This is a genomic window from Methylobacterium aquaticum (genome assembly GCF_016804325.1).
Taxonomy (GTDB): Bacteria; Pseudomonadota; Alphaproteobacteria; order Rhizobiales; family Beijerinckiaceae; genus Methylobacterium; species Methylobacterium aquaticum_C.
The window spans coordinates 1,851,471-1,868,128 of the sequence record NZ_CP043627.1; the positions used below are offsets into that span (position 1 = coordinate 1,851,471).

Annotated in this window: 17 protein-coding genes and 1 pseudogene; 9 read left to right on the top strand and 9 right to left on the bottom strand. The window is 73.0% G+C overall.

Translation table 11 applies throughout. From position 1 onward, the window contains the following. Positions 1-19: 19 nt before the first annotated feature. The 6 genes and pseudogenes from F1D61_RS08215 to F1D61_RS08240 all read right to left on the bottom strand — a co-directional run bounded on the left by F1D61_RS08215 (position 20) and on the right by F1D61_RS08240 (position 4,597). Positions 20-988 carry an efflux RND transporter periplasmic adaptor subunit gene (locus tag F1D61_RS08215; protein ID WP_203157434.1) on the bottom strand — a complete coding sequence of 323 codons (969 nt, stop codon included), beginning with the start codon at positions 986-988 and terminating at the stop codon, positions 20-22. An 11-nt stretch (positions 989-999) separates the two neighbouring features. Further along, entirely contained in the window at positions 1,000-1,203 is a 204-nt protein-coding gene (locus F1D61_RS08220) for a DUF1656 domain-containing protein (protein WP_203157435.1), read from the bottom strand. 307 nt (positions 1,204-1,510) lie between these two features. Next, positions 1,511-3,246: pseudogene (locus F1D61_RS35320) on the bottom strand (FUSC family protein); the annotation flags it as partial. Next, on the bottom strand, positions 3,246-3,713 hold the full coding sequence (locus F1D61_RS08230) for a MarR family winged helix-turn-helix transcriptional regulator (RefSeq protein WP_203157436.1): 468 nt from the start codon (positions 3,711-3,713) through the stop codon (positions 3,246-3,248). The gene F1D61_RS08230 and the pseudogene F1D61_RS35320, both read right to left, overlap by 1 nt. Before the next feature lie 155 nt (positions 3,714-3,868). Continuing rightward, positions 3,869-4,237, bottom strand: coding sequence for a hypothetical protein (locus tag F1D61_RS08235; protein WP_246775781.1), 369 nt, complete (start codon positions 4,235-4,237; stop codon positions 3,869-3,871). A 126-nt stretch (positions 4,238-4,363) separates the two neighbouring features. Then, entirely contained in the window at positions 4,364-4,597 is a 234-nt protein-coding gene (locus F1D61_RS08240; RefSeq protein WP_203157437.1) for a hypothetical protein, read from the bottom strand. Between the two features lie 387 nt (positions 4,598-4,984). Here F1D61_RS08240 and F1D61_RS08245 point away from each other — a divergent pair, with 387 nt between their 5' ends. From F1D61_RS08245 to F1D61_RS08265, 5 genes are all read left to right on the top strand, one after another. Beyond that, on the top strand, positions 4,985-5,905 hold the full coding sequence (locus tag F1D61_RS08245) for a sugar kinase (protein WP_203157438.1): 921 nt from the start codon (positions 4,985-4,987) through the stop codon (positions 5,903-5,905). 15 nt (positions 5,906-5,920) lie between these two features. Further along, positions 5,921-6,565, top strand: coding sequence for a bifunctional 4-hydroxy-2-oxoglutarate aldolase/2-dehydro-3-deoxy-phosphogluconate aldolase (gene eda, locus F1D61_RS08250; RefSeq protein WP_203157439.1), 645 nt, complete (start codon positions 5,921-5,923; stop codon positions 6,563-6,565). A gap of 207 nt (positions 6,566-6,772) precedes the next feature. Beyond that, positions 6,773-7,405: a L,D-transpeptidase gene (locus F1D61_RS08255; RefSeq protein ID WP_203157440.1), complete on the top strand. Its 633-nt coding sequence runs from the start codon at positions 6,773-6,775 to the stop codon at positions 7,403-7,405. A 483-nt stretch (positions 7,406-7,888) separates the two neighbouring features. Continuing rightward, positions 7,889-9,208: a tetratricopeptide repeat protein gene (locus F1D61_RS08260; RefSeq protein ID WP_203157441.1), complete on the top strand. Its 1,320-nt coding sequence runs from the start codon at positions 7,889-7,891 to the stop codon at positions 9,206-9,208. A 9-nt stretch (positions 9,209-9,217) separates the two neighbouring features. Continuing rightward, positions 9,218-10,432, top strand: coding sequence for an MFS transporter (locus F1D61_RS08265; protein ID WP_203157442.1), 1,215 nt, complete (start codon positions 9,218-9,220; stop codon positions 10,430-10,432). 127 nt (positions 10,433-10,559) lie between these two features. Here F1D61_RS08265 and F1D61_RS08270 read toward each other — a convergent pair whose 3' ends face one another. Further along, complete coding sequence (locus F1D61_RS08270; protein WP_203157443.1) at positions 10,560-10,937, bottom strand: gamma-butyrobetaine hydroxylase-like domain-containing protein; 378 nt, start codon at positions 10,935-10,937, stop codon at positions 10,560-10,562. A 111-nt stretch (positions 10,938-11,048) separates the two neighbouring features. Here F1D61_RS08270 and moaA point away from each other — a divergent pair, with 111 nt between their 5' ends. Continuing rightward, entirely contained in the window at positions 11,049-12,098 is a 1,050-nt protein-coding gene (gene moaA / locus F1D61_RS08275) for a GTP 3',8-cyclase MoaA (protein WP_203157444.1), read from the top strand. A gap of 105 nt (positions 12,099-12,203) precedes the next feature. On the opposite strand, the gene cbiB is transcribed toward moaA, so the two are convergent. Next, entirely contained in the window at positions 12,204-13,199 is a 996-nt protein-coding gene (gene cbiB, locus F1D61_RS08280) for an adenosylcobinamide-phosphate synthase CbiB (protein ID WP_203157445.1), read from the bottom strand. Here cbiB and cobD point away from each other — a divergent pair. The 3 genes from cobD to F1D61_RS08295 all read left to right on the top strand — a co-directional run bounded on the left by cobD (position 13,198) and on the right by F1D61_RS08295 (position 16,096). Beyond that, on the top strand, positions 13,198-14,247 hold the full coding sequence (cobD, locus tag F1D61_RS08285) for a threonine-phosphate decarboxylase CobD (RefSeq protein WP_203157446.1): 1,050 nt from the start codon (positions 13,198-13,200) through the stop codon (positions 14,245-14,247). The two genes, cbiB and cobD, sit on opposite strands and share 2 nt — an antisense overlap. Positions 14,248-14,421: 174 nt before the next feature. Then, on the top strand, positions 14,422-15,717 hold the full coding sequence (locus tag F1D61_RS08290; RefSeq protein ID WP_203157447.1) for a capsule biosynthesis protein: 1,296 nt from the start codon (positions 14,422-14,424) through the stop codon (positions 15,715-15,717). A 100-nt stretch (positions 15,718-15,817) separates the two neighbouring features. Next, the gene (locus F1D61_RS08295; protein ID WP_203157448.1) at positions 15,818-16,096 is read left to right on the top strand and encodes a hypothetical protein; all 279 of its coding nucleotides are present in this window, start codon (positions 15,818-15,820) and stop codon (positions 16,094-16,096) included. Between the two features lie 3 nt (positions 16,097-16,099). Here F1D61_RS08295 and F1D61_RS08300 read toward each other — a convergent pair whose 3' ends face one another. Next, positions 16,100-16,528: a CBS domain-containing protein gene (locus F1D61_RS08300; RefSeq protein WP_203157449.1), complete on the bottom strand. Its 429-nt coding sequence runs from the start codon at positions 16,526-16,528 to the stop codon at positions 16,100-16,102. Positions 16,529-16,658 lie beyond the last annotated feature (130 nt).

Sequence of the window (16,658 nt, forward strand, 5' to 3'; positions counted from 1 at the left end):
GGACCGCCCGGACGTCGGATCAGCCCCTGGTGGCCGGCAGCCTGGCCTTCAGCGCCTCCCAGCCGTCGCGTAGCCCCAGATGACGCAGTCCCTCGAAGGGCCGGACCGCCGGCCGCTCGCCGCCCGGATGCACCACCACGGTGGCGGTGCGCCCGACGGTGAGGCGGTCGCGGTCGATGGCGGGATCGAGCGCGATCCGCACCGGCACGCGCTGGGCGAGGCGCACCCAGGCGAAGGTCGGGTTGACGTTGGCGAGGAGCGACGAGCCGGCGCTGCGCTCGCGGTCCTCGATGCCGGCGGCGATGCTCTCGACCGTGCCGGTCACGTCGTGGTCCTCGCCCATCAGCCGCACGGTGACCGGGTCGCCGGGATGGATGCGGTCGAGCTTCGTCTCCTCGAAATACCCCTGGACGTGCAGGGTGTCGCCGTCGACGAGCGCCATCACGGCCTTGCCGGTTCCGACATAGGCGCCGGGGCGCAGGTCGAGGTTGCTGATGCGGCCGTTGACGGAGGCGCGCACCTCGGAGCGGGCGAGATTGAGCTTGGCGAGGTCGCGGTCGGCGACCGCCTGGTCGTAGACGGCCCGGGCGCTCTGCTCGGCGGCGAGCGTCGCCTCGAGCTTCTGCTGCGACACGACGTTGTCGCTGAGCTGGCGGTAGCGGGCGAGGTCGGCCTCGGCCTGGACCAGGTTCGCCTTGCGGCCCGCCACCACGGCCTCGGCCTGCCGGAGCGCCAGGGCGAAGCGGTCCGGATCGATGCGGAACAGCACGTCGCCGCGCTTGACCCGCTGGTTGTCGCGCACCTCGACGTCGCGCACGAGCCCCGAGACGTCGGGAGCGACGCCGACGACCTCCGCCCGCACCCGCCCGTCGCGGGTCCAGGGGGCTTCGAGGTAGTAGTCCCAGAGCGCCGTCCCGACCACGATGGCGAGCGCCAGCATGGCGGCGGTGACGGCGAAGCGGCCGAGGAAGGCGAGCGCGCGGGTCATGTCTCGGTTCTTCAGGTCAGGCGGCCGGCGAGCGACACGACGCCGCCGAGGCACACGAGGGTCAGGCAGAGGTCGAAGAGCGGCCGGTGCCAGACCAGCCGGTAGAGCCCCAGCGCCTCGATCAGACGGCGCAGGACGAGGCTGATCAGGACGGCGACGAGCGCCCAGAGCAGCAGGGCCGGCACGAAGACGCCGTAGAGGTCGATATCGGCCATCAGGCGGCCTCCCTCGCAAGCAGGACGCCGCCGGGGGGCGGCGCTTCGGGAAACAATGCCCGGCGCAGGCCCACGAGGCCGAGGAGCGCGTCGCGCCGGGCGTCACGGTCGTCCGCTGGTTCCGCCTCGATCCGGGCCAGCGCCGCGTCGATGCGGTCGCGCAGGGGGTCGGAGGCCGGGCCGCGGGGCCCCTCGTAATGGGCCGCCACCGCATCGAGGGCGTCGTCGAGGGTGGCGACCGCCCGGGGGCCAGGCCGTGGCGGGCGCGCCGCAGCGCGACGAGGTTCATCCCGATTCGTAAGGCCGCCAGGGTGTCGATCCGGGCGAGGTCGCTGTCGGGTCCGGCGGCCGCGAGCCGCGGCACCAGGAGGCCGAGGCGGTCGAGCATCAGGTGGGCGAAGGCGGTGCGGTCGCCGCGCCCGCGCCGGCGCGCCGCCCGGGCGAGGTCGGTCCGGCTCGCCGCCACCAGCCGGCGGGCGCCGTGCTCGGCCCCGACCGAGCGCACCAGCCGGGTCACCAGGGCGGCGAGCCAGATGCCGCCGACGAGAGCGATGCCCGAATTGACGTAGGCCCCGAATTCCGAGGTGTAGCGGTCCTGGATCGCCAGGAGCGCGTTGCCGTTGACGCCGAGCGCCAGCCCCACCGGCAGGGTTCTGGGGCTGGTCATCAGCAGGCCGCACAGGATCAGCGCCGGGGCCAGCACCAGGGCGAGGCTGACGAAATCGTGGACCAGCGGCATCACGCCGAACAGGAGCCCGCCGATCGCGACCGCGGCGATGCCGGTCCAGGTGGCGAAGCTCAGGATCGCCGGGGCCGGATCGTCCTGGGTCGCGAACAGGCAGCACAACACCGCGCCCATCATCGCCGCGGTGGCGCCGTCGGGCCAGGCGGTGGCGATCCACACCGCCACGCAGGCGACGATGCCCAGGAACACCCCGAGGGCGGAGCGCAACGCCATGGCGTGGTCGCGGTGGCGCGGCGCCCGGCCGCCGAATTCGCCGGCGAAGGCCAGCGGCCCGCGCAAGGACCCGTCGCCGCGGGCGATGCCGTCCTGGAGCGCCCGGCAATCCCGGCCGATCGCCACCAATTCGCGCAGGCGGTCGATCAGGCTCGCACGGACCAGGGCGATCCAGGATTCCCGAGACGAGGGGCGGGCGGGGAGCGGGCGGTCGGCGGCCTCGATGCGGGCCAGGAGCGCGTCGGCCTCGGTGGCCGGCGCGCCTTTCGCCGACCACGCCTCGACATCGGCGAGGAGGCCGCGCAGCTCCGGCGTGAGGCCGACAGGCCGTCGAGCGCCGCGATCCGGTCGGCCAGGGAGGAGAGGACCGGAAGCAGCATCAGCATCCGGCCGCGCAGGAGCTGGACGAGCGGCACCGCCCGGCTCTGGGCCGAGGTGTCGTAGGCGAGATGGGTCGAGAGGGCGTCGATCTCGGCGGCCTCGGCGGCCAGCCGCAGGCGCCGGGCCCGGAGGGACGGCGCCTCGCCGCCGCCCGAGAGCACGTCGCCGGTCCAGCGGCCGGCCTCGCTGAGCCAGGCGTCGATCCGCGCCGCGACGACCGGCCCGACCGGCTCGGGGAGAACGAGGCTCGCCACCAGGGAGGCGCAGAGGATGCCGAGGGTGATCTCCTCGGCCCGCGACACCGCGGTGTCGAAGATGGTCTGCGGCGCCGTCACCGCCGGGAAGCCGATCAGCGCCGCGGTGTAGCCGGCGAGCATGAACAGGTAGGCCCGCGGCGTGCGGTCGAGGAGCGAGAGGTAGAGGCAGCCGGCGGTCCAGAGCGCGAGCGCCAGGGTCAGCACCTCCGGGGCGTTGACGAGCGGCGGGACCATCACGACCGCGGCCGTGACGCCGATCAGCGTGCCGACCACCCGGTACAGGGCCTTCGAGCGCGTGGCGCCCGACAGCGGCTGCATGGTGATGTAGACGGTCGCCATCGCCCAGTACGGCCGCGGCAGGTCGATCCACAGGGCGATGCCGAGGGCCAGCAGCGCCGCGCCGCTGATCTTGAGGGCGAACAGCCATTGGCGCCAGCCGGGCAGCATCACGGGGATTCTCCGGCGCCGCCGGTAAGGCCCGCGCCGCGCGCTCCCGCGGCCTGGAGCGCGCGCAGGACCTTCGAGGTCGCGAGCAGGTCGCCGTCGCCGACATCGGCGAAGACGGCGTCCCGGAGAGCGTCGAACCGCGCCTCGATGGCGGCGGCCCGGGCCCGGCCCTCGTCCGTCAGGTGCAGGACCTTGGCGCGGCGGTCGGTCGGGTCCTCCCGGCGGGTGACGAGGCCGGCCTCGCAGAGCTGGTCGAGGACGCGTACCAGGCTCGGCCCCTCGACGCCGAGCGCGTCGGCCAGGGTCGTCTGGCGCAGGTCGCCGCCGCGCCGCCCGATCAGCAGGAGCGGCAGGGCGGTCGCCTCGGTCAGCCCGTAGGCGGTCACGACCTCGTCGGCGGCCCGGCGCCAGACGCGCCCGGCCTGGAGCAGGGTGAGGGTGAGGGATTGCAGCAGGTCGCGTCGCATCGCCGTCGCGCTTCGGCAAGAGCCGATGATTGATCGGCCTCATAGATAGGATGCTAACGATCGGGGCGGAAGCGTGGGAGGCGCGGGGCGGTCATGCGCCGGACGATGCGAACTCCGCTGCACGCGACGATGCGGGGCCGGTGAGGTTGGCGTGGCTACCGCTTGGCGGCCGCGTCGCGGTCGGGGGTCCAGTCGATCTCGACCACGGTCACGCCGTCCTGGCGGTTGTAGCGCAGGGCGGTGTGGCGCATCGCCCGCAGGGCCGCGGCATCCTCGGCCCGGGGGCATTGGACGGGGTCGTGGGCGCGGTGGGTCCGGTCGAGCATGCTCCCGAAGGCGGCGTCGAGCGCCGGCATGGCCGCGACGGTCGAGAACGGAGCCGACAGGTAGACCGTGCGGGAGGGGCCGCGGGCGAGGCAGTAGCGCCAATCGGCGGCGGCCGGGGTGGCGGCCAGGGCGAGCCCGGTCGCGGCGCCGAAGGCCGCAACCTTCAGGACCGCGGCGCTCTGAAGCGGGAGTCTCATCGAATCGGGGATCTCGGAACGGGCCTCGGGGCCGTCCCGATGCGCGGCGCTTTACGGCGTCAGCAAGGCGCAGAGGTCAACGAGGCGCAGAGGCCAACGAGGCGAAGGGCCGGCACGATGGCGGGCTCAGACCAGGGCCGCGCCCTCGGCCTCCGCGGTATCGAGGCTCAGGCTCCAGACCCGGGCGCCGTTCTCGGCGACGAGCCAGGCCTCTCCGGTCCGGTCGCAGAAGATTTCGTCGGCCCGTCCGAGCACGCGGGCGGCGGCGTGGCGCACGCTCGGCGCCTCGATCGGCAAGCCGTGAGGCGACTGGGTCTCGTTGCGGTCGCGGGAGATGGAGAGCAGGCGGTAGACGGGCATGGCGAGCGAACTCCGGAAGACGGCGGGGATCTGGCGATCCCGGATGTCTGGGGTGATCGGCGGCTGCCTTTTAGTGTCGAACCGGTCCTCCCGACCCATCCCGGCCGGATGCATCGGGGTCTCGGCTGCGGCGGGTTCGAAGACCCGCGGGCTTGTCGCTGCGTTCGCCCGGAGGCGACGTTGGGTAACCCCTTCTATCCGGAATCCGGGACCGTTCAAGAGTTGACTCCCAAATATGTCCCCTTAGGGCAGCGCGTCGCGCGATCGGGGCGGCCGTTGACAGGCCTCCTCTCCTCGCCAAAGGGGAGGGGACAGTGCCTGCATCGTCGCGGCCTCGATCTCGGGACGACGCGTCGATCCGCCGGCACGCGGGGGAGAACGGACACGATGGCAACCAGGGTCGCCTGCATCGGCGAGTGCATGATGGAGCTGTCGGAGCGGCCCGACGGCAGCCTGCTGCGCGGCTACGGCGGCGATACGCTGAACACCGCCCTCTACCTCGCCCGGCTCGGCGTCGCGGTCGATTACGTGACGGCGCTCGGCGACGATCCGTGGAGCGAGGAGATGCTGGCGGCCTGGGCCGCCGAGGGAATCGGCACCGGCCGGGTCCGGCGCCTGCCCGGGCGGATGCCGGGGCTCTACATCATCCGCACCGACGAAAACGGCGAGCGCAGCTTCCATTACTGGCGCGACAGCGCCGCCGCCCGCGACCTGTTTTCCGGCCCCGGCGCCGCCGAGACCCGCGCCGCCCTGGCCGGCTACGACCTGGTCTACGCGTCGGGGATCAGCCTGTCGCTCTACGGCGAGACCGGGCGGGCGGCTTTGGCCGAGACCTGCCGGGCCGTCCAGGCGAAGGGCGGGCGGGTCGCCTTCGACACCAATTACCGGCCCCGCGGCTGGCCCGACAAGGCGAAGGCGCAAGCCGCCTTCCGCGACGCGATGGCGGCGGCCGACCTGATCTTCGCCTCCACGGAAGACCTCGACTGGCTGTACGGGCCGGACGGCGAGGAGGAGGTTTTGCGCCATCGCGGCCGCTGCGAGATCGTGCTGAAGGGCGGCGGCTCGCCGCCGAGCGTGCGGGTGCTCGCCGGGACCGAGGACGTCACGGTGCCGGCCCCGGCCGTGGACGCGATCGTCGACACCACCGCGGCGGGCGACAGCTTCGCGGCGGCCTACATGGCGGCGCGGCTTGCCGGCCGCCCGCCCGCCGAGGCCGCGTCTCACGGCCACCGCCTCGCCGGAACCGTGATCGGCCATCGCGGCGCCGTGATCCCCCGGTCGGCGATGCCCGATCTGCCCCTCGCTTAAAAAAGGGACGCCCTCATGACCACCGAATCCCGCAGCCAGCGCCTCGACGCGCTGCTCGCCGCCTCCCCGGTGATCCCGGTCATCACCGTGCCGGAACTCGCCCATGCGGTGCCGCTGGCCCGCGCCCTGGTGGCCGGCGGCATCACCACGCTGGAGATCACCCTGCGCACCCCGGTGGCGCGGGACGCCGCGAAGGCGATCATGGCGGAGGTGCCCGAGGCGGTGGTGGGCCTCGGCACGGTGCTCACGCCGGCCGACCTCGAGACCGCCCACGCGCTCGGCGCCCGCTTCGCGCTCAGCCCCGGGGCGACGCCGGACCTCCTGCGGGCGGCGGCCGCCAGCGACATGGTGTTCATGCCCGGCATCGCCACGCCCTCCGACCTGATGCAGGTGCTCGCCGCCGGCTTCACGGTGGCGAAGTTCTTCCCGGCGGTGCCGGCGGGCGGCATGGCGGCGCTCAAGGCGCTCGGCGGACCCTTCCCGCAGGCCCGGTTCTGCCCGACCGGCGGGATCGGCGAGGCCGACGCCAAGGCCTGGCTGGCGCTCCCGAACGTCGCGGCGGTGGGCGGCTCGTGGCTGGCGCCGGAAGCCGAGATCCGCGCCGGCAATTTCTCCGCCATTACCGAGCGGGCCCGCCGCACCCTCGCGGCGCTTCGGTAACAGACCGGAAACGTGCCCGCCCCGCCACGGTGTGGCGCGGGCACAACGCCGCCTTCGCAACCGCGAAGCTTGGCCGGATTTAAGCTTGGCTTTGGACCGTGGGCGTTTACGGCTTGGCTATTGGTTCCGCCGTACGGTGCTGGTCGCGTTCGCACCGTCTTCGCTCCGCGCGTCCCCGTCCAAGCTGTCCTTAGCCAAGAGGCTTTCATGCGCCGCTTCGTTCCCGCCCTGGCCGGGCTGGTCTGCGCCGTCACCGCCTGGGCGGCGCCCGCCGCCGCCTACGAGATCGACCCGCTCACCCGCCAGCCCCTCGACCAGCCGCTCGCCGTCACGGTGCGCTCCGCCGCCCCGGCGGCCGCGGCCGTCGATCCCCTCGACGCCTCGGTGCCGAAGCTGAGCCCGATCCCGCGCGAGACGGTGGCCTATTCCGGCCCCTACGGCGCCGGCACCATCGTGGTCTCCACCGCCGAGCGCCGCCTGTACTACGTGCTCGGCAACGGCCAGGCCCTGCGCTACGGCGTCGGCGTCGGCCGCCCGGGCTTCACCTGGAACGGCGTGCAGACCATCTCGATGAAGCGCGAGTGGCCCGATTGGCGCCCGCCGGCCCAGATGATCCGCCGCCGGCCCGACCTGCCGCGCTACATGAAGGGCGGCCCGGAGAACCCGCTCGGCGCCCGCGCGATGTATCTCGGCGGCTCGCTCTACCGCATCCACGGCTCCAACGAGCCCGAGACCATCGGCACCGCCGTCTCCTCCGGCTGCATCCGGATGACCAACGACGACGTGATGGACCTGTACACCCGCGCCAAGGTGGGCACGAAGGTGATCGTGCAGCGCTGATCGAAGCGCAGGGTTCACCTCGATGAAAAAGGCCGGCCCTGTGCCGGCCTTTTTCATGGTCATGTGTCTGATAGTCTCGATTGTATGGCGCGGGTTTCCCTGCTGCGCAGGGCTGTCCGGGGACAATTTCATTAAAAATCAAAGCGCGGGATCCCCTCTCCCGTGTGGGAGAGGGGAGGCGCGCCACTCCTGTACCGGGACAGTCCCCGCAGAGGGGGGAGGGGTGAAAGCGCCAGCCTTCCGAACGGCTTAGACTCCCCTCACCGCCCCAGCTCCACCGGCCTCCTCACAAGCGTGCGGCCCGACAGCCGTGAGCGGTTGCGGCGGTCCTGCACCGTGCGGCGTCTCCCCCTGCCTGCCGACGCCCCACTCCGGCGGGAATTCCGTCCGAAGCGGCGCCCCGTCGAAATACGGCCGGCCGGTCTTGCGCTATGCAGAGAAGACTCTTGCTGCATCGGGCGGGAATCGGAGAAGAAGACCCTCATGGCCCACCATGATCGCCGCGGCCTTCCGGTCTCGACCCGCTCCGACCGCGCCGCCGAGCATTATCGCGCGGGCATCGACCTCCTGCTCGCCGCCTGGCCGGGCGCCGGGGAGGCGCTCAACGCGGCGATCGCGGCCGATCCGACCTTCGCCCTGGCCCATGCCGCCCGGGCCCGCCTGCACGCGATGCGCTCCGAATCGGCGGCGGCGCGGGCGAGCATCACCAGGGCGGCGGAGTGCGTGGCGCAGACCGGCACCGAGCGCGAGCGCAGCCATGTCGCGGTCTTGTCGCTGGCGATCGACGGCCGGTCGGAGCCGGCCTTGGCGCGGGCGCTCGCCCATCTCGATTCGTGGCCGCGGGACGCCCTGATCCTTTCGCTGCCGCTCGGCGCCTTCGGGCTCCTCGCCTTCTCGGGCCGGCCCGACCACGACCAGGCCCGGGTCGATCTCTGCGAGCGCCACGCCCACGCCTACGAGGCCGACGACTGGTGGTTCGGCGTGTCCCGCGGCTGGGCCCATACCGAGAACGGTGCGGTGGCCCGCGGACGGGCGCTCACCGAGCACGGTTTCTCGTTGCGGCGCGAGAACGCCAACGGGGCGCATGCCCTGTCGCACGCCCTGTTCGAGGACGGGGCCGGGACCGAGGCCGAGGCGCTGATCGCCGGCTGGCTGCCGGGTTACGACCGCGCCGGCATCCTGCACGGCCACATCGCCTGGCACGCGGCCCTGGCGGCCCTGGAGCGCGGCGACCCGGAAGGCGCGCTGGCCCTCCATGCCGAGCACGTCCGGCCCACGGTGACGGCAGGCCTGTCGCTCAACGTGATCACCGACACGGTGTCGCTGCTCTGGCGCCTGAACGCCTATGGGCACGCGGTCCCGGCCGGCCTGTGGGACGAGGTCCGGGCCTACGCCGCCCCGTACTTCACCAAGGCCGGCTTCGGCTTCGCCGACGCGCATATGGGCCTGCTCGCCGCCGCGACCGGGGACCGCGCCGCAGCCGAAGCCCGGATCGACGCGCTGACCGGCCTCGTCGAGGCGGGCACCCTGGCGGCGGGCGAGGTGGTGCCGGCGATCTGCCGCGCCGCCTTGGCCTTCGCCGACGGGGACGACGCGCTCTGCGTGCGGATCCTCGAACCCGTCGCGGGTGAGGTCGTGCGCATCGGCGGCAGCGGGGCGCAGCGCGAGGTGATCGAGGACACGCTCCTCGTCGCCCTGATGCGCGCCGGCGAAACGAGCAAGGCCCGCGCGCTCCTCGATACCCGCCTGCACCGCCGCCCCTCGCCGCGCGACGCGCGCTGGCGGGCCCGGATCACCGCCTGAGAGCCACCGATGTCGAACCCCGCCGCCCCGCTCGCCGGGCTCCCCACCGCGACCGGCACCGGCAACGTGCTGCGCCTCGCCCTCGCCCAGGCGCTCGCCGGCGCCAACTCGGTCGTGGTCTACGCCACCGGCGCCGTGATCGGCAGCCGGCTGGCGCCGGATCCGGCGCTCGCCACCCTGCCGATCTCGATCTTCGTCGTCGGCATGGCCGCCTGCACCCTGCCGGCCGGGCGCATCGCCCGGTCTCACGGCCGCCGCGCGGCGTTCCTGGCCGGCACCGGGTGCGGCGTGCTCGTCGGGCTGCTGTCGGCGCTCGCCGTGGTGCTGTCGTCGTTCTGGCTCTTCTGCCTGGCGACCTTCTTCGGCGGCGCCTACGCGGCGGTGGTGCTGTCGTTCCGCTTCGCCGCCGCCGATTGCGTCGCGCCGGACCGCCGGCCGCGGGCGCTCTCGGCCGTCATGGCCGGCGGCGTGTTCGCCGGGATCATCGGGCCGCAGCTCGTCAGCCACACGATGGACCTGTGGCCCGCCCACGTCTTTGCCGCCACGTTCCTCGCCCAAGCGGCGGTGGCGGCGCTGTCGGCCGTGGTGCTGATGGGCGTGCGGCTGCCGGGACCGACGCAAGCCGACCGCTCCGGCGGGCGCCCGCTGGCCGAGATCGCCCGCCAGCCGCGCTTCGTCACCGCGGTGCTGTGCGGGGTGGTGTCCTACCTCCTGATGAACTTCCTGATGACCGCAGCACCCCTGGCGATGCACCTGTGCGGGTTCACGCAGGCCGACGCCAATCTCGGCCTGCAATGGCACGTGATCGCCATGTACGCGCCGAGCTTCTTCACCGGGCGGCTGATCGCCCGGTTCGGTGCCCCCGTCGTCGTCGCGGCGGGGCTGGCGCTGACCGCGACCGCAGCGATCGTCGGGCTGTCGGGCCTGGATCTGGCCCATTTCTGGGCCTTCCTGGTCCTGCTCGGCCTCGGCTGGAATTTCGGCTTCGTCGGCGCCTCCGCCATGGTGCTCGACTGCCACCGGCCGGAGGAGCGGACCCGGGTCCAGTCGCTCAACGACTTCGTGGTGTTCGGCACGATGGCTTTCGGCTCGTTCTCCTCCGGCGGGCTGCTCGCCCATTACGGCTGGGACGTGGTCCTGTGGGTCTCGTTCGGGCCGCTGGCGGTGGCGGTCGCGGCGCTTTGCCTCGCGGCGTCGTCGCGGCCGGCCCCGGCTTCCGTGTGATGCCAATGGCCCAAGATGCTGACGCATCGGGCCATCGGGCCATCTCGAATTGTCCATGCCAAGCCAGAGGCTTGATGAAAATTCGAGAACGGAACCAAAGGTCGTTTCCAACGACCGTTGGCATGAATCACCGCCGCCGCGCCGGCTCCCGGCTTAAGGAGCGGGCCGCCAGCTCCTCCTCGTAGCGGGCAAACCGCGTCGCCTGCTCCTCGCCGAGGCGGCGCAGGAAATCGAAGGCGTAGATGCCGGTATCGTGCATGTCGTCGAAGCTGAGCTTGACGGCGTAGTTGCCGACGGGGGCCACCGCCAGGATCTGGACCTCGCGCTTGCCGGGAATCCACTGGCGCTCGGAGGGCGCGTGGCCCTGCACCTCGGCCGAGGGGCTCTCGACCCGCAGGTACTCCGCCGGCAGGGCATAGGCCGCGCCGCCGGCATACGCGACGTGGAGCGTGCGCTTGTCGCGCGACAGCCGGATCTCGGTCGGCCAATCCGCCTCATCAGTCATGGCTTGCCTCTCCCTGCGCCTCAGGCACAACTTGCCCGCGGTCTCACGAGCGCTCATATGCAGGCTGACACCCGGCCGCCAGAGCCTTAAGTCCCGAGGAAGTTGAAGCGCATGTGGGGTCCCCGTACCGACGATCCGATGCCGGCCGTGCCCGTGCCGGCCCGGCCGGCACCGCTGATCGACCCGTTCCAGCGCGCGATCACCTACCTGCGCGTCTCGGTGACCGACCGCTGCGACCTGCGCTGCGTCTACTGCATGTCCGAGGACATGGCGTTCCTGCCCAAGCGCGACCTGCTCACCCTCGAGGAGCTGGACCGGGTCTGCTCGGTCTTCGTGGAGCGCGGCGTGAGGAAGCTGCGCATCACCGGCGGCGAGCCGCTGGTGCGCCGGGACATCATGCGGCTGTTCCGCAACCTCTCGCGCCATCTCGAATCCGGGGCGCTGGAGGAGATGACGCTGACCACCAACGGCACCCGCCTGCGCCAGCACGCCGCGGAACTGGCGGCCCTCGGCATGCGCCGGATCAACGTCTCGCTGGACACCCTCGACCCCGACAAGTTTCGGGCGATCACGCGGCGCGGCGACCTCGACACGGTGCTCGACGGCATCGCGGCGGCGCGCGAGGCCGGCCTGAAGGTCAAGATCAACGCCGTGGCCCTCAAGGGCGTCAACGAGGACGAGATCCCGGCGATGCTCGCCTGGGCCCACGGGCTCGGCATGGAGATGACGCTGATCGAGGTGATGCCGCTCGGCGACATCGAGCCCGACCGCGTCGACCAGTTCCTGCCGCTCTCGGTGGTGCGCGAGCGCCTGTCCGAGCGCCTCACCCTCACCCCGCTCCCCGACCGCACCGGGGGGCCCGCCCGCTACGTGCGGGTGGAGGAGACCGGCGGGCGGCTCGGCTTCATCACGCCGCTCACCCACAATTTCTGCGAGAGCTGCAACCGGGTGCGCCTGACCTGCACCGGCCAGCTCTACCTGTGCCTCGGCCAGGAGGACGCCGCCGACCTGCGGGCGGCGCTCCGCGCCTCCCCCGACGACGCCGTGGTGGCCGAGGCGATCCGGGAGGCGATCACCCGCAAGCCGAAGGGCCACGACTTCGTCATCGCTCGCGCGGCCAAGCCCGCGGTGCCGCGGCACATGAGCACGACGGGGGGCTGACGCTCCACGTCGCGCGGCTCCTCGCGACGCGGTGACGCGAAATCCGGAAGATCACGTCGGGATTGCGCAGGGAACGCCGTCCGGAAGAGCCGTCCGGACGGCCTGTCATCTCGCCAGCACGAGGCACGACAGCCCCGCGGCCAGCCCCCACAGCAGCAGGCAGGCCCGCCGGTACAGCACCAGCGCGCGGACGATGTCGGCGCCCGTCGCCTCCGCCCGGCCCGACCCCATCCAGGCATCCTCGACCCGGGTCGCGCCGTAGACCCGCGGGCCGGCAAGGCGCAGGCCGAGCGCGCCGGCCATCGCGGCTTCGGGCCAGCCGGCATTGGGCGAGCGGTGGCGGCCGGCATCGCGCCGCACGGCGCGAAGCGCCCCCCTTGCGTCGGCCCCCGGGGTCAGGGCCGCGGCCGCGACGACGAGACCGGCGGTGAGGCGCGAGGCCGGCAGGTTGACGAGGTCGTCGAGGCGGGCCGAGGCCCAGCCGAAGGCCTCGTGGCGGGGCGTGCGGTGGCCGATCATGCTGTCGGCGGTGTTGATCGCCTTGTAGAGCGCCCCCCCGACGAGGCCGCCGGCGCCGAGCCAGACGGCCGGCGCCACGATGCCGTCGGAAAAGTTCTCGGCCAGGCTCTCGATGGCGGCGCGGCAGAGCGCGGCCTCGTCGAGGGTCTCGGGGTTGCGCCCGACGATCATCGCGACCGCCCGGCGCCCGCCGGAGAGGCCGTCGCGGTCGAGGTCCTGCGCCACCCGGGCGACGTGGTCGTGCAGGCTGCGTTGCGCCGGCAGGCTCGCGGCGAGCACCGCGCACAGGACGGCGCCCGGAACGAGCCCCAGCGCCCCGCAGGCGAGGGCGAGGCCGGCGGCGGTCAGCCCGGTCGCCGCCAGGACGAGCAGCAGGGCCAGCACCCCGGCGGCGCGCCGGCGCCGGTCGGATTCGGCCTCCCGGTTGAGGCGCCGGTCGAGGACGGCGATCAGGGCGCCGATCCAGGTGACAGGGTGGCCGGCCAGCCTGTAGAGGCGGTCCGGATAGCCGAGGGCGGCCTCGATCGCCAGGGCGAGGGCGAGAACCGGGAGGCTGTCGGGCGGGTGCAGCAGGGCGGCCATGACACGTGAGACGGAGGCAGGGGAGGCGGGTGAAGGCCCGATCCGGCACGGGGGCGACCTCGGCGAGGCCGGCCGGCTGTTTCCGCAGGCCCCCGAACCCTGGATCGACCTGTCGACGGGGATCAACCCGATCCCCTATCCGTGGCCGGCGCTCGAGGCCAGCGCCTTCACGCGGCTGCCGGCGCCTGCCGACCTCGCCGCCCTCGAGGCGGCGGCGGCGCAGGCCTACGGCGCGCGGCGCAGCCACGTCGTCGCCGCGCCCGGCACGCAGGCCCTGATCGACCTGATCCCGCGTCTGCGGCCGCCCGGCCGCGTCGCCGTCGTCGGTCCCACCTATGCCGAGCACGCCGCGTCCTGGGCCCGGGCCGGGCACGCCGTGTCCGAGGCGGCGGACCTCGACGCACCGGCCGACGTGGTCGTGGTCGTCAACCCGAACAACCCGGACGGGCGGGTGGTGCCGGCCCGCGATCTCGCGGCGGCGGCGGCGCGGCTCGCCGGGCGTGGCGGCCTCCTCGTCGTCGACGAGGCCTTCGTCGATCTCGAACCCGTCGAGAGCCTGTGCGGGGCGCCGCCCGCGGGCTGCCTGGTGCTGCGTTCCTTCGGCAAGACTTACGGGCTCGCGGGCCTGCGCCTCGGCTTCGCGGTGGCGGAAGACCCCCTGATCGGCCGCTTGCGCCGCGCCATCGGGCCCTGGGCGGTGTCGGGCCCGGCGATCGCGATCGGCCGCCGGGCGCTGGCGGACACCGCCTGGCGACGGGAGGCGGTCGCCGCGCGGGCCCGCGACGCGGCCCGGCTCGACGGCCTGCTCGGCTCCGCCGGCGGCCGGATCGTCGGCGGGACGAGCCTGTTTCGCACCGCCGACTTCTCCGACGGTCCGGCTCTGTTCGGGCGTCTCGGCCGCGCCGGGATCTTTGTGCGCCGGTTCGAGGCGGCGCCCGCCCGCCTGCGCTTCGGCCTGCCCCCCGACGAGGCGGCCTGGATCCGCCTCGCCGCGGCCCTGGAGCACCACCCGATCGCGGCGCCGTCGGACGCTGCTCCAGGTCTTTGATCTTGCCGCATTTTCCGCGACGAGCCGGGGCCCGACCCGTCGCGGAGAATGCTCCGGGCGACCGGTGAGGCGCCATTAAAAAGGCCGAAAACCGAAGCATCGAAAAAACCGACACAGCCGGGCCCCCGATCGGGGTCGCGAGGGCGGCGGGCGCCGCGCGGGGAATCAGGCAGAATGGACGCGGACGAGGTCAAACGGCGCGACAGGCTCGGCAGCATGATCGCGTTCGCGCGGCGCACCGTGCCCGATCTGCGCCGCAACGCCGAGACGGTCGAGCCGGTCTCTCCCGAGCGCCGGCTGCCGGCCCTGCTCAACCCGCTGCGCTGGACCCGCCTGCCGTTCCTGCCCCACGAGGGCACCCAGAACCGGGTCCTGGCCCGGCTCGTGCGCAACGTCGTCCTCTTCGTGCTGCTGCCGACGGCGGTGATCGGGATCTACCTGTTCGTCTTCGCCGCCGACCAGTACGTGGTCGAGGCCCGCTTCGCCGTCCGCGGCGAGGTCGAGCCGATGGGCAACGTCTCGCTCGGCGAGTACTCCTCGCTGATCCAGAAGAACAACAGCCAGGACAGCTACATCGTCAAGGACTACATCGAGAGCCAGCCGATGCTCGAGAGCGCCCAGAAGGAGCTCGACGTCGTCCGGATGTTCACCCGCGACGAGGCCGATTTCTGGACGCGCTATTCCGGCGACAAGCCGATCGAGCAGCTGCTGAAATACTGGCGCAAGCACGTCCAGGTCCATATCGATCTCGTCTCGGGCGTGATCACCCTGACGGTGCAGGCCTTCACGCCCGACGACGCCCTGGCGATCAGCCGCCACGTCGTGGCTCGTGCCGAGGCGCTGATCAACGCGATCTCGTCCCGCGCGCAGCAGGACATGCTCAAGCACAGCCAGAACGACCTGGCGGCGAGCGAGGAGCGGATGCGCAAGGCCCACCTCGCCCTGCGCGAGTTCCGCAACCGCTGGGGCATCATCGACCCGGCCAAGTCGGCCGAGGCGACGATGACCAGCCTGGTCTCGTTGCGCAAGGACAAGATCAAGTCGGAGAACGACCTCCAGGTGCTGCGGAGCTCCGGCCTCGACGAGAAGTCGCGCTCGATCCAGACCATCGTGGCGAGCGTCAACGCCACCAACCAGCAGATCAAGCAGCTCGAGGAGTCGCTGACCAGCGACGGGCTGGCGGTCGGCGGCCGGCACGTCTCGGACGCGATCCTGGAATACGAGGGGCTGATGGTCGAGCGCACCATCGCCGAGAAGCTGAACGATTCCGCCACCACGATGCTCGACCGCGCCCGGGTGGCGGCGAACCGCCAGCACGTCTACCTCTCGGTCTTCGTGCCGCCGACCCGGCCCGAGCTCTCCACCGTGCCGATGCGCGGACACGCCCTGTTCGTGGCCTTCTTCGCCTTCCTGGTGCTCTGGGGCTGCTCGAGCCTGCTCATCGCCGGCGTCAAGGACCACAACATGTGACGCCGGCGCCGGCCGGGGCTTCCGGTTCCGGCGCGGGGCGTGCATGAAGCGCGCCGGGGCGCAGGGGCGCCCACTGACGTGAAGGACGAGCAGCACCACGATGTCCGATTTCACGGACCTGGTCGCCCGGGCCGTCTCGCCGGCGATGACCCGCGAGGAGCGCGAGGCGGTCTACCAGGTGGTCAAGCAGGCGATGCGCCGGCTCCAGGAGCGCGAGAACCTGCAGCCCGACGATCCCCGGGCCCGGCTCCAGGAGCACCTCGTCGAGGAGACGATCCGCGACGTCGAGGCGCTGGTCACCCGCTACCTCGCCCGCCAGACCATCCTGGAAGCCGAGCGCGCCAACGCGGCGGCCAACGCCGCCGCCTCCGACGCCTGACCCTCACGCCTCCTCGGTCAGCCGCTTGAGCGAGGTCTGGAGCGCGTCGCCGCCGAGCAGCAGCGCCCGCGACAGGTCCGCCAGGGTGACCCAGCCGGTGACGCGCCCGCCGGCATCCCGCACCGGCAGGCGGCGGACATGGTGGGCGGCCATCAGGTCGAGGGCGGTGCGCAAGGGGTCGGTCTCGGCGCAGGACACGACCGGGCGCGACAGCACCGCGCTCACCCGCGTCTCCCGCGGATCGAGCCCCTGGGCGACGACCCGGTAGAGGATGTCCCGGTCGGTGACCACGCCGTCGAGGGCGTCCGGCGTGCCGACCGGCAGGGCGCCGACATCGAGCTCGCCCATCAGCACCGCGGCTTCCTGCACCGGGGCGTCGCCGGGAATGAACTCCACGTCCCTGCTCATCACGTCCGCGACCGTCGCGCCCATCGAATGTCCTCGTCACGCCTCGTGACTCCGGCAACCCGCGGCGGCGCCCGCGGCTCCGGACCGTGACACGATTCCCACGCCGGAACCGCACCCATGAAATTTTGGCGACGCGACGGGAGCTTGGGCGAGG